We start from the raw sequence: 12,233 nt of genomic DNA, 5'->3' as shown, positions 1-12,233 counted from the left end.
AATTCCAATAACAATCTCTAGAACATATTGAGTAGAGAGGTTTAGATAATTTATGATTACAGAATAAAACCCGAGTAACTCACTATATTTAGTCCATTTTTTAGAGGAAAATTCAGTTGAATGGCCCTATTTCTACATTAGATCGAACAGATCTAAAAATTCTGGATATTCTTCAAACAGATGGAAGAATTTCTAACAGCAAATTAGCTGAATTAGTGAACCTATCTCCTACAGCCGTCATGGCTCGTGTGCAGAAGCTTACGAAGGATGAATTTATTCTAGGCTATGAAGCAAAGCTTAATCCAGCGAAGCTTAATGCGAATTTTTTAGTATTTGTTGAGGTACTGTTAGATAAAACGACCCCAAACGTACTTGATGATTTTATTGATGCAGTAACGCAATACCCTGAAATCGTGGAATGCCATATGGTGAGTGGAGGCTTTGATTTTCTAATCAAATTGCGTAGTGCCGGGATGGAGGAGTTTCGCCGCATTGCAGGGCAGATTTTGTGGCAGTTACCTGGTGTCAAAGAAACACGGAGTTATCCCGTGATGCAGGTTGTGAAGGATAGCTCGAAGATAAAAATCAAATCGAGGACAAAATTTTGAATCAAAAAAAGGGGCTTTAAAGCCCCTTAAATTTTTTGAAGAATTATTTCATGTCTCTAGCATAGATTTCTTCAGCTTGTTCAAAGCGGCTAGTAACATTTGCATTTGGTGCTTTACCAAGCAAACTTACAACCACGATGCTGACAAATGCGAATGCGAAACCTGGAATAATCTCGTAGATGCCTGTTTCACCGAAGAAGTTTTTCCAAACAATCACGGTAACTGCACCGACAACCATACCCACAAGTGCACCGTTCAATGTCATACGCTTCCAGAACAATGAAAGAATAATCAAAGGACCGAATGCTGCACCGAAACCAGCCCAAGCATAAGCAACCAAACCTAAAACTTTACTGTCAGGGTTTTGAGCTAACACCAGCGCAAGTAATGCAACTGCAAGTACCATTGCACGACCAATCCAAACGAGTTCTTTTTGAGACGCATTTTTACGGATAAAGCCTTTGTATAAATCTTCAGTCAAAGCACTTGAACATACCAGTAACTGACAACTTAGCGTACTCATAATTGCAGATAGAATTGCAGCTAAGATTACACCTACAACCCAAGGGTTGAATAAGATTTTTGTGAGTTCCATGAATACTGTTTCATGGTTACCTGCTACCGCGGCAGCAAGTTCTGGGTGTTGCTGGAAGTAAGCGATACCAACGAAACCTGAACCAACAGCACCAGCTAAACATAGAATCATCCAAGTCATACCGATGCGACGAGCTGCTGGAATAGATTTTACTGAGTCAGCTGCCATGAAGCGTACAAGAATGTGAGGTTGACCAAAATAGCCTAAGCCCCATGCTGCTGCTGAGAGGATCGCAACAAAACTTAGATTCGAAACAAAATCGTAAGCATGTGGGCGAGCAGTTTCTACCAAAGCAGTAAATTCTTCTGCGCCAATTCCTAATGACATGTAAGTCACAATTGGAAGAAGCAATAAAGCGAAGATCATTAAACCAGCTTGGAAAGTATCCGTCCAGCTGATTGCTAAGAAGCCACCAACACACACATAGCCAATTGTTGCAAAAGCACCTAACCATAAGGCAGTTTCATAAGGCATATGGAATAGTGTTTCAAACAATCGAGCACCAGCAACCATGCCTGAAGCACAGTAAATTGCAAAGAAAACCAGAATGATCAACGCAGATGTGACACGCAAAATTTTCTTCTGATCATCAAAACGACCAGTGAAATAATCTGGTAATGTTAGTGCATTATTCTGTACTTCGGTATGAACGCGTAGACGTCCAGCAACCAAATACCAGTTAAGCCATGCACCGATTATTAACCCGATCGCAATCCATGATTCTGATAATCCAGTCAAGTAAATGGCACCAGGTAAACCCATGAGTAACCAACCACTCATATCCGATGCACCAGCAGATAAAGCGGTGACAAAACTACCTAGACTACGTCCTCCGAGAATATAATCATCTAGGTTTTTGGTGGAGAAATAGGCGTATAAACCTATACCGAGCATGGCAAGAATATATACCACGAACACAACAACGGTGGGATTAGAAAAATTCATAATGGATGCCTGTCCTTACATATCCATAATTTTGCAATCACATCTGAATAGCCAAAAATGATTTACTATTCTAATAAGACTGATAAGGTCACAGATTCAATCACGAATGATTTTTAAAAAACTGTTATAATTGTGTATCTAAATTGTATTGTTTATGTAATTTAAATTAAGTGTATGAATCTTAATTTCTTTATTAAATAAATTAGACTTTTTTATCATAACAAATGTATTTTATTTGGGTGAAAAATATTCAAAATATTCACATCTGTTACAAAGCTGAAACATTTACTTTTAAAATTAAAAAAATATACGAGAAGCATCGGCTTTAGTGGCTGATTTAAGTCCTATTTTTGTAGTTTATTATCTCAAAATGCTTATATTTTGAACTGAAAATTAAAGTTTATGACTAATATTCTGAGTTTTTAAGATAATCAAAATGCTTATGCATAAGTTTTTATAAAGTTTTAGATGCTAAACATCATGGTTTTGCTTGAGATAGCTTAGCTATTTATAGTTACTTTAGAATGATATTTATTCATCAATTGTTAGCTTTAGTAAAAGGGCTTAGCCATATCAAACTTTTTATAATTATCTAATAAAAAACCCAGTGATCAAACACTGGGTTTTTTTAAATAGAATCGAAAATTACAAACCTGATTCATACTCTGTATTTGAAAGTAATTTTTCAACATCAGCCATATTGTCTGGTTTGATTTTGTATATCCAACCTTTTCCATATGGCTCTTCATTGACAAAGTCAGGATCATCTTCAAGTGCAGTATTTACTTCAACCACAGTTCCTGAAATAGGAGCATGGATGTCAGAAGCTGTTTTTACAGATTCAACAATACCAGCTTGTTCAGTAGCCGTAACTTGGCTGCCAACTTCTGGAGTTTCTACATATACTAAATCACCTAACTCATCTTGAGCATGATCAGTAATACCTGTAACAACAAGGTCACCCTCGATTCTTACCCATTCATGCGTGCGCGCATATTTCAAATCTTCTGGATGATTCATGACAACTCCTTAAAAATCTGTCTCATCATTTTTGTTTGGCTTTATACAGGTTTTTCAATAAAAACAAAAGCATCAATAAATGATGCACTGAAAATATTACAAATATGGGTCTATACGCCAATTACTCGGACTACGACCACTCCAACGTTTGAATGCACGACTGAAGTTGGCAACATCAGAATAACCTAATTCATCTGCAATTTGTTCCAAACTATAATCTGTTCGGGACAGTAGTGAAGTCGCATGACGATATCGAACTTCATCGACTAGTGTTGAAAAAGATGTTCCTTCAGCAGCCAATTGTCGTTTGAGTGTACGGTCAGACATATGAAGTCGTTCTGCAACACTCTCAATACTTAAATAGTGTTGCTCAGAATTGGTTAAAATATCACGAACACGCATCGCTAGACGACGACGCTCACCCAATGCTGATAATTCAGATTCACATTGGTTAATTGCGATTTGGCTTGCGATTGGATCAGCATTCACCATTTTTAAACCAAGATATTTTTTATCAAAACTCGATATTAAATGTGGCTGGTTAAAACGGATCGTACTATTCAATTTGTCTTTATATTTATCAAAACCTTCAGGTTCTGGAAAATCTAGATCCACTTCACCTTGAAGATCTTCGATACCAGTTAATGCCTTTGCCATGGTCATGATGCCAATCGTCAGCCCTAGAATAATCTCTGTTCTGAGTGGCTCCACATCAATATCACATTGCAGTTGAAGGGTAGCTTTGGGACCAAAAGTCGAGAAATAAAGTTGTAAAAAAGGTAAGCGTAATTGGATGAAACGACTCGCAAGGGCAATCGCATCAGTAATGTCATGTGCGGTCATAATGGCATAGCCAATAAAACCGTGAATTGAAATACGCATCTGTGTGCCTAAGTGAAAGCCAAGTGTACTTTCACCTGTCAGGCGTAATGCATGTTTTACTAATTCGTTTGCTACAGGTGTTGGAATTCTATAGTTAGGATCTGCTAGAAGTTCGCTAGTCAAATGAAATGGAGCAAATAAAGTTTCATCGTTGTATCCCCAACGTGAAACGACATCTAATAGCAATAAGCCGTAAACGCCTGGTATTCCTTGATCTTGACGAGTTGAGGTTGTTTTCATGTGCTTTCCGTGGCGCTCATCAATTTTTGCCCATATCTTTTAAACATCTAGGTCTCGAACATATTTGCATGAAATAAAAGATTGAATCATAAAAATTGTTGGACAAGAGAGTCACCTAATGTTCAAAAATCAAGAAGGTTTTCTAAAAACCATAATTTTGGTAGTAGATATTAATAACACATCACCGTGTTGGTTCAAAGCCTGTGTTACGTAGCTGACGATACCACGATCATTTTTGGTTTTTGATGGCACAATTGCAGTAATTTCAACTTCCACATGGATTTTATCGCCAACCCGTGTTGGCCTTGGCCAACGTAAACTTGACTCTGAACCCAGTAAACCGCCTGCAATAGGGAAACACTCAGTCCAAAGACGCATCGTTACGGCTGATGTATGCCAACCACTTGCAGCTAAGCCTTGAAAAATTGGATGTTGAGCTGCTGCTTGTTCATCGAGATGAAAAGGTTGAGGGTCGTATTGACTTGCAAACTGTTTAACTTCTTCAAGTGTCATTTCATACTCACGACTGATGAAACGATCTCCAATTTTCAAATCTTCTAAATACAACATTATTCTTTATCCTGCTGAGTTACTCGTTGCTCAACAAGAAAACCGCCTGTTTGACGTTTCCATAGTTGGGCATACAAGCCATCATTTGCAATGAGTTGCTCATGTGTGCCTTGCTCGACAATTTTGCCTTGATCAAGAACAATGAGACGATCCATTTGTGCAATAGTAGATAATCGGTGCGCAATTGCAATAACCGTTTTGCCTACCATCAAGTCATTTAAACTGCTTTGAATTGCGGCTTCAACTTCTGAATCTAACGCGCTGGTTGCTTCATCAAGTATCAAAATAGGGGCATCTTTGAGGAAAACTCTCGATATTGCAATACGTTGGCGTTGTCCACCTGATAGTTTGACACCACGTTCACCCACATATGCATCGAAGCCTACACGACCTTTTTGATCACTTAGTTGAGGAATAAACTCATCAGCCTTTGCTTTTTTAACTGCTTGATATACTTCATCAAGGGTAGCGTTTGGTCGACCGTATTTAATATTTTCCACAACAGTGCGATGTAGTAAAGAAGTGTCTTGGGTTACCAGTGCGATATTTGCACGGAGACTATCTTGAGTCACTTGATGGATATCTTGACCATCGATAAGAATACGACCCTGATGAATCGAATAAAAATGTAGAAGCAGTTGGATTAACGTTGATTTTCCTGCTCCTGATCGACCTACAATGCCAATTTTCTCACCAGGTTTGATGGTTAGATTAAAGTGATCAATAACGTTTTTGTCGTTATAAGCAAAACTGACATTTTCAAAACTAATTTCACCATGAGGGACTTTGAGTTCAGTGGCATCAGGTTTGTCTTGAATCTCGATTGGCTTACCTAAGGTTTTCATACCATCTTGAATCGTACCTACATTCTCAAAAAGCATGGTGACATGCCACATGATAAACTCAGCTAAGCTATCAAGTTTAAGTACCATTGCGGTTGTGGCCGCGATTACGCCTAGTGCAGCTTGACCTTCGGTCCAAAGCCAAACAGATGTACCAATAACACTAATAAAGAGAAATGCGCTAAGAAGACGAATACAGATTTGATATTTGACAGCCAATCGCATTTGCTTATAAACAGTCACCATGAATTCTTTCATGGATTCTTTTGCATACTGGCTTTCACGACCAGCATGTGCAAACAATTTCACTGTTTGAATATTGGTGTATGCATCAGTAACACGTCCTGTCATCACAGCTCGTGCATCGGCTTGCTCTTGAGAGACGCGACCTAGTCGAGGAATAAAGTAGCTCGCAATACCGATAAACAATGCTAACCATAAGAGTAATGGAACAATGAGTACAGGCGAAATTGAGCCAAGTACAAGACTAATCGTAATGAAATAGATAAGTACATAGACCAACATGTCGCCTAAAATCATCCAAAATTCACGTACAGCTAAAGCTGTTTGCATAACTTTGGCAGAGAGTCGACCTGCAAAATCAGTATGGAAGAAATCTAAACTTTGTTGTAAGAGTAAATTGTGAAAGCGCCAACGCATACGCATTGGGAAATTACTAAATAACACCTGATGTTTAATAATTGATTGAATACTTACAAAAAATATATTCGCAAATAAAATGCTAATAAGGATAGTCAGATTCTGTTGATTTGTTGCTAGAAAGGTATCTGGTTGGCTTTTACTGAGCCAATCAACCAGTTTTCCGATATATGAAAAAAATAAAGCTTCAAAACAAGCAGCAGCTGCAGCACATAAAATCAGTAAAAATAAAAAAGGTCGAACACCCTGAGTGGCTTGCCAAACAAAAGCAAAAAAAGTGGTTGGTAATGGTTTGTTTAAGTCTTTTGTTGGATAAGGATCAACTAATTTCTCAAACCATTGCAACATCTAAACTTTCCCCTTGACCCAAAGTACTAACTCAACTTCAACCTGTAGCATATCAGAAAAAATGTATAGAAAATCACAAAAGGCAAAAATGATAACGAATGGTAAAATTGATAAAGTTATAGCCCGTAATTAAGTGAAACTAAATTTACTATTGCAAGGGAGGAAAGATAATTTAAAGTCTACTTTAAATTATCTTTTTTGTTTTGATCTAAACTTAAACCTTAACTGACTTTTGAGCGATGGTCTTGTTGCTCAAAGAACTTGACGGCAGGAGATTGAGCCATATATGCCAATGCTTGTTCTGTATTGCCCTCATCGACAGGATTAAACTTCGGAGAAACCCAGCGTAGCGTTGCTTTCCACAAATATTTAATCGTAGGAAGATGGTCTGTTTGAGTCGCAGTTTTTTCAAACTCGCGAATGAAATTAAAGAAACTTTGGCGAACGAGCTTTTGCATTTTCTCATTCTCTAAATCTTGAGTTGCTAAACCACGGGCAAAATCAGCAAGTAGATAAATGAACAGAGGAAAGATCACCATCATGATCGCTTGACGAGATAGATAGAAGCCAAATTTATTTTTTATAAGATGCTCAAATAAATCATAGGCTACACAACGATGTTCTACTTCTTCAGCTAGATGCCAGCGAAACAAATCAGCCATCGCTGGGTCTGCTGAATCCCAAGACTTACTTTCTAGTGTCCATTGACCAATAGTTCCAGTGAAATGTTCAATCGCTGCGATAATACCAACACGGAATAATAACCAATATTCTTCAAGTGCTTTATTTCTAAGTATTGGAAGTCCTAAAGGCTTATCACCTAAAAGTATATTAAATAAGAAGTGGGCACGATTTAGTTGATCTTGTACGTCATAGCCATTTTCCCTTAAAAAATCTTGTACATTTTCATGAGCACGAGCATGGGTAGCTTCTTGGCGAATAAATCCAATAACATCTTCTTTTAATTTTTCATCTGTTATCAGAGGGAGGGTTTTATTAAATACGCGACAAAACCAAAATTCCCCAGCAGGTAAAAGCATGTTGATCCCGTTTGCTACATGAGAACAAAGTGGATCGTTTTTCATCCAGCACACTGAAGATTCTGAGAAGTCGAAATGCACTTTTCTTGCTTTGATTTGGTGGCTTTCTAAAATCATATATGTCACCCAAATGAAATTACGAATTATTTTGATGCATCATTTTTAGCATTGCATCAAGTTGCATTCCATGTGCTTTGAGGACGAATAAGCATCATTTCCTAGTGTCTAATGATAAAAATTGGCAGCCAAGTAGATGGATCAACTCAAAATCAAGATTTTATTGAATCTAACTTTTGTTTTATTAAAACTATGCGATAAAAACCAAAATTGATTCATCAGAGGGGTATATACTGAGAGTGAAATACAAAAACTGAATAGGATAAAGAATATGTTGTTAAAGTTTACGGTTCGATTTGTCGCTGTTTTATTTTCAGTCTTAATTATTACAGCACTTTCAATTCACTTTTTCTTTTCCGAGAAAATCGTTACGGATTTATGGATTATTGTCGTTCCTGTAATTTTAGGTATACCTATGCTCACAGCAATTACGCTTACTAAAGATGAAGAGTTAAATTTGTCTTAGTTTAAAAGAGCTTAAACTGACTTTAAAATACTTAATAGCCCGAGAGGTATAGTTACTACACCTTTCAGGCTATTTTTATATGGGTACCTTAAACTATTTGCTCAACGTTATTTGTATTTTGATGATTCAAAGCTTGAAAATCATGTCCTGATGGAGCTTGATAAATTCTCAGTCCAAACTCTGGGATAATTGCAATTAAGTGATCAAAAATATCAGATTGGATTGCCTCATAAGAAGCCCATGCAATCGTATTGGTGAATGCATAAATTTCTAAAGGTAGTCCTTCGCTTGTAGGTTGTAACTGACGCACCAGAATAGTTTGATGCTGTGCGATACCTTGATGTTGACGTAAGTAAAATTCAACATATGCTCTAAATGTACCAACATTAGTCAAACGACGCTTGTTGTATTGCGATTGATTGCTGAGTTGTTGGTTAAACTCATCAATTTCAGACTGTTTTGCATCTAAATATTGATCTAATAATAAAAACTCTTTTAACTTCTGTTGTTCTGTGTCGGTCATAAAGTGAACAGTGCTTTGATCAAGAAAAATCGAACGCTTTATGCGACGACAACCAGAGTTACTCATCCCGCGCCAGTTTCTAAATGTATCAGTCACAAGTTTGTTGGTTGGGATGGTAGTAAACGTTTTATCAAAGTTTTGTACCGTCACAGTATGTAATGACATATCAATTACGTCACCATCAGCGTTTAGTGATGGCATTTCTATCCAGTCACCAATGCGCACCATGTCATAAGAAGATATTTGAATACTAGCAACTAATGACAGAATCGTGTTTTGGAAAACTAACATTAACACCGCTGCCATCGCACCAAATCCAGCCAATAAAGTAAATACATCTTTTTTGAGGAAGGTGCCTAGGATCATCAGACCACAAACGACAAATAGGATTAACTTGATGAGTTGAAGATAACCTTTGATGGGTTTGTTTCTGGATTTTGGGTTACGTTGATAAAGTAAGTTAAAAATATTGAGTGCTTCACTAACCGTTAAGGCTAGAGTCAGGAAAATAAATGCCTGAGCACCCATTTGTACAAATGTAATCACTTTGGCTGGGAGATGCGGAATGGTTGTAATACCATTCATAATCACAATAGCAGGGACGATATTTGCAAAGCGACGAGTAATACTGTGTTGCGCAAAGATTGATTGATTTGGTGATTTTAATTTGGTGATTAAATGTCTAATACCACGAACGATAATTCTTTTAGCAATAAAGTTTGCCAAAGCGGCAAAGAAAATCAGAATTGATAATGCGACTAACATTTCTAGCCAAGGGTATTGGCTCAATTCAGTTCGAATATCGCTAATAAAATTAAAATAATTCAAAATAAAAACACCTTAAAATTCTTTAATGCGAGAATTGTAAGGTGTTGAATTGAATTCTGATAATTTGCTGACAGTTTATATACGAACTGTAAGGTGTTATTACATTCAATTACCACATCAGATCATCAGGGATCACATATGCTGCGTAAGGATCCTCTTCATCTGTAGTTTGGTCATTTTTCTCATCTTTATTATTAACCAAAATGAAGCCTTGCATTTTTTGATCAATTTTTTCGGCTAAAGCCTTTGGTAGATAAGCGTATTGTTCCTGATCTTTTGCGACAACAAGAGAACCTGATACCAGCGCATTATAAATTTGTTGATTGATGTAAACTTTTTTGATCTTGTTCTCATCAATAAATTGATAAGCAATATCACCATCTGTATTTTCAACTTTATGTTGTTTGATCATTTGAATGATCGAGGCTTTCAACGCTTTTTCTTCAAGAATTTTTTGCTTTTCTAAATTTAATGCCTGATCTTTTGCTAATTTCTCTTGTTTTGCACGATCAATTTCAGCTTTTAATTCAGCATCATCATTTTGTCCAGTGCGCTGTTCGTGCTGAGCTTGTTTGGTTAGTTTCTTCGCTTTTTTATTATCAACTAAGCCCGCTTTAAGCAATTGAGCTTGTAATGCATTTTTTACCATAATTCAATCCAAATCTGAGTGTGATGAAGAGCGAAAATAAACGATCCAATAAGTCATACTTAATACAAGACTCAGTCCTGCAGGTATGAGAAAAGTTTGTAATTTTAAATAAGGATAAAGCAAACTGGCAATCAATCCACCCACTAAAAAACCCGTAAAAATTAGAAAATGTAAAAAAATACGCCTATTTTCAATTTTTAAACCTCGAACTTTGTAGCCAATTGTCAAACCAATATCTGTCAAAACTCCAGACAGATGTGTGGTGCGAATGATTGCTCCTTTGTAATGGCTAACCATTGCATTTTGAACACCCATTGCAACGCAAGCCCAAAGAAGACCATAACGAGGAAAGTAAGGGAGGAGCAGCCATGTGAGGAATAAAAATATAGCAACAAGGCTGAGCGGAAATCCATAATGGTGACCAAAAGTCACATTACTATTTCCTAAAATCAGTCCACTATAAAAGGAACCAATAACGAAACAAATAACGACTAAAGCTAAGTAAATAAAGTGGTCAGGTTGCCAGTCCAGTAAGCTCATTGCAAGCATACTGACATTTCCAGTCATATGAGAAACAGATTGATGAAGAACGGTAAATAAACCTAAAACGTTTACCATTCCTGCATTCAATGCCAATAAAAAAGCACCGATTTGAATCCAGTTTGGTAAACGTTGTAAAGGCATAATAACCTACGATTATTGACGGTTACGAAAATCTACTGCAGCAGTGAATAAAACATCAGTTGATGAGTTTAATGCAGTTTCAGTTGAGTCCTGCAAAACACTAATAATCATACCAATAGCAACCACTTGCATTGCGACTTCTGATGATATACCAAATAGGCTACATGCAACAGGGATTAGCAATAAAGAACCACCAGCAACACCAGATGCACCACAAGCGGATACTGTGGCAACAACTGATAAAATAAGCATTGTGCTTAAATCAACGTGAATACCCAACGTATGTACTGCAGCTAATGTTAATACTGTGATGGTTACAGCTGCACCCGCCATATTTACTGTTGCGCCTAGAGGAATCGAAACACTCGCAGTTGCTTCATTGACACCCAAACGATGAGCTAAATCTAAATTCACAGGAATATTCGCTGCTGAGCTGCGCGTGAAAAAAGCAGTAATACCACTTTCTTTCAAACATTTGAAAACTAATGGATAAGGATTCGAGCGCATTGTAACTCCAACAAGAATTGGATTAATTACAAGAGCAACGAAGAACATCGTACCAAGAAGTACCGCAAGTAAATGGGCATAACTTGAAAGAGTAGCCAAACCTGCATCAGCAAAAGTAACAGCGACTAAACCGAAAATACCGATTGGAGCGAATCCAATAACAACATGAATGATTTTATTAACCGCATCTGCAACATCTGTAAGTACTTTTTTGGTTGTATCAGAACTATGACGCAATGCGATGCCTAAACCAATTGCCCAAGCTAAAATTCCAATGAAGTTTGCTTCACTAATTGCTTGTACTGGGTTTGCAATAAAGCTTAAAAGAAGATTTTTTAAGATTTCAGCTAAACTACCAGGTGCTTGTAGTTCTGATTGTGTAGTTAGATGAAGAAACAACTGACTCGGGAAAACAATACTTGCAATCACTGCACTAAATGCAGCGAGTAGCATACCGACTACATAGAGGGTCATAACAGGTTTTAAGTTTGAATGCTGTCCAACTTTAAAATTCGCAATTGAAGATAACACAAGCACGAAAACTAAAATGGGTGCAACAGACTTCAAAGCTTTAATAAACAATTCACCCAATAAACTTAAATAAGGTGTAAAGTTAGGAAACAGCATTGCCACGCCAATTCCTAAAAAAATAGCGATAATAATTTTGGTAACTAAACTTAAGCGAGACAGTACACTAAACATATAAAGG

12 protein-coding genes are annotated in these 12,233 nt (G+C 37.1%); 2 read left to right on the top strand and 10 right to left on the bottom strand.

Going from position 1 to position 12,233, the window contains the following annotated elements:
* Positions 1-116 precede the first annotated feature (116 nt).
* Positions 117-608 (top strand): Lrp/AsnC ligand binding domain-containing protein, encoded by a 492-nt coding sequence (locus tag H2677_RS08795; RefSeq protein WP_004915403.1) that lies wholly within the window; start codon positions 117-119, stop codon positions 606-608.
* A 43-nt stretch (positions 609-651) separates the two neighbouring features.
* Here H2677_RS08795 and putP read toward each other — a convergent pair whose 3' ends face one another.
* The 6 genes from putP to H2677_RS08765 all read right to left on the bottom strand — a co-directional run bounded on the left by putP (position 652) and on the right by H2677_RS08765 (position 7,867).
* Entirely contained in the window at positions 652-2,148 is a 1,497-nt protein-coding gene (putP, locus tag H2677_RS08790) for a sodium/proline symporter PutP (protein ID WP_004954704.1), read from the bottom strand.
* 645 nt (positions 2,149-2,793) lie between these two features.
* Entirely contained in the window at positions 2,794-3,168 is a 375-nt protein-coding gene (gene gcvH, locus H2677_RS08785; RefSeq protein WP_004915409.1) for a glycine cleavage system protein GcvH, read from the bottom strand.
* Positions 3,169-3,264: 96 nt separating this feature from the next.
* Positions 3,265-4,290 carry an AraC family transcriptional regulator gene (locus H2677_RS08780; protein WP_212638337.1) on the bottom strand — a complete coding sequence of 342 codons (1,026 nt, stop codon included), beginning with the start codon at positions 4,288-4,290 and terminating at the stop codon, positions 3,265-3,267.
* A gap of 129 nt (positions 4,291-4,419) precedes the next feature.
* Positions 4,420-4,860, bottom strand: a complete 441-nt coding sequence (locus H2677_RS08775) for a MaoC family dehydratase (RefSeq protein ID WP_004954698.1) — start codon at positions 4,858-4,860, stop codon at positions 4,420-4,422.
* Complete coding sequence (locus tag H2677_RS08770) at positions 4,860-6,710, bottom strand: ABC transporter ATP-binding protein (RefSeq protein ID WP_212638336.1); 1,851 nt, start codon at positions 6,708-6,710, stop codon at positions 4,860-4,862. Before H2677_RS08770 ends, H2677_RS08775 begins: the two co-directional genes overlap by 1 nt.
* Positions 6,711-6,931: 221 nt before the next feature.
* Complete coding sequence (locus tag H2677_RS08765) at positions 6,932-7,867, bottom strand: metal-dependent hydrolase (protein ID WP_099948773.1); 936 nt, start codon at positions 7,865-7,867, stop codon at positions 6,932-6,934.
* A 271-nt stretch (positions 7,868-8,138) separates the two neighbouring features.
* Here H2677_RS08765 and H2677_RS08760 point away from each other — a divergent pair, with 271 nt between their 5' ends.
* Positions 8,139-8,333, top strand: a complete 195-nt coding sequence (locus tag H2677_RS08760; protein ID WP_005402717.1) for a hypothetical protein — start codon at positions 8,139-8,141, stop codon at positions 8,331-8,333.
* Between the two features lie 88 nt (positions 8,334-8,421).
* On the opposite strand, the gene H2677_RS08755 is transcribed toward H2677_RS08760, so the two are convergent.
* The 4 genes from H2677_RS08755 to sstT all read right to left on the bottom strand — a co-directional run bounded on the left by H2677_RS08755 (position 8,422) and on the right by sstT (position 12,226).
* Positions 8,422-9,684, bottom strand: coding sequence for a mechanosensitive ion channel family protein (locus tag H2677_RS08755; protein ID WP_005402716.1), 1,263 nt, complete (start codon positions 9,682-9,684; stop codon positions 8,422-8,424).
* 109 nt (positions 9,685-9,793) lie between these two features.
* Entirely contained in the window at positions 9,794-10,333 is a 540-nt protein-coding gene (locus H2677_RS08750) for a DUF2058 domain-containing protein (protein WP_129262654.1), read from the bottom strand.
* A 3-nt stretch (positions 10,334-10,336) separates the two neighbouring features.
* Positions 10,337-11,017, bottom strand: a complete 681-nt coding sequence (locus H2677_RS08745; RefSeq protein WP_004954688.1) for a YoaK family protein — start codon at positions 11,015-11,017, stop codon at positions 10,337-10,339.
* Positions 11,018-11,029: 12 nt separating this feature from the next.
* Entirely contained in the window at positions 11,030-12,226 is a 1,197-nt protein-coding gene (gene sstT, locus H2677_RS08740; protein WP_004915436.1) for a serine/threonine transporter SstT, read from the bottom strand.
* Positions 12,227-12,233 lie beyond the last annotated feature (7 nt).

This window comes from Acinetobacter junii, from assembly GCF_018336855.1.
Lineage (GTDB): Bacteria > Pseudomonadota > Gammaproteobacteria > Pseudomonadales > Moraxellaceae > Acinetobacter > Acinetobacter junii.
This window is presented reverse-complemented; position numbering and strand designations above follow the sequence as displayed.

Coding starts and splice junctions, on each gene's coding strand:
- H2677_RS08745 (WP_004954688.1), bottom strand. CDS start 11,017: ATGCCTTTACAACGTTTACCAAACTGGATTCAAATCGGTGCTTTTTTA.
- gcvH (WP_004915409.1), bottom strand. CDS start 3,168: ATGAATCATCCAGAAGATTTGAAATATGCGCGCACGCATGAATGGGTA.
- putP (WP_004954704.1), bottom strand. CDS start 2,148: ATGAATTTTTCTAATCCCACCGTTGTTGTGTTCGTGGTATATATTCTT.
- H2677_RS08775 (WP_004954698.1), bottom strand. CDS start 4,860: ATGTTGTATTTAGAAGATTTGAAAATTGGAGATCGTTTCATCAGTCGT.
- sstT (WP_004915436.1), bottom strand. CDS start 12,226: ATGTTTAGTGTACTGTCTCGCTTAAGTTTAGTTACCAAAATTATTATC.
- H2677_RS08780 (WP_212638337.1), bottom strand. CDS start 4,290: ATGAAAACAACCTCAACTCGTCAAGATCAAGGAATACCAGGCGTTTAC.
- H2677_RS08770 (WP_212638336.1), bottom strand. CDS start 6,710: ATGTTGCAATGGTTTGAGAAATTAGTTGATCCTTATCCAACAAAAGAC.
- H2677_RS08750 (WP_129262654.1), bottom strand. CDS start 10,333: ATGGTAAAAAATGCATTACAAGCTCAATTGCTTAAAGCGGGCTTAGTT.
- H2677_RS08765 (WP_099948773.1), bottom strand. CDS start 7,867: ATGATTTTAGAAAGCCACCAAATCAAAGCAAGAAAAGTGCATTTCGAC.
- H2677_RS08760 (WP_005402717.1), top strand. CDS start 8,139: ATGTTGTTAAAGTTTACGGTTCGATTTGTCGCTGTTTTATTTTCAGTC.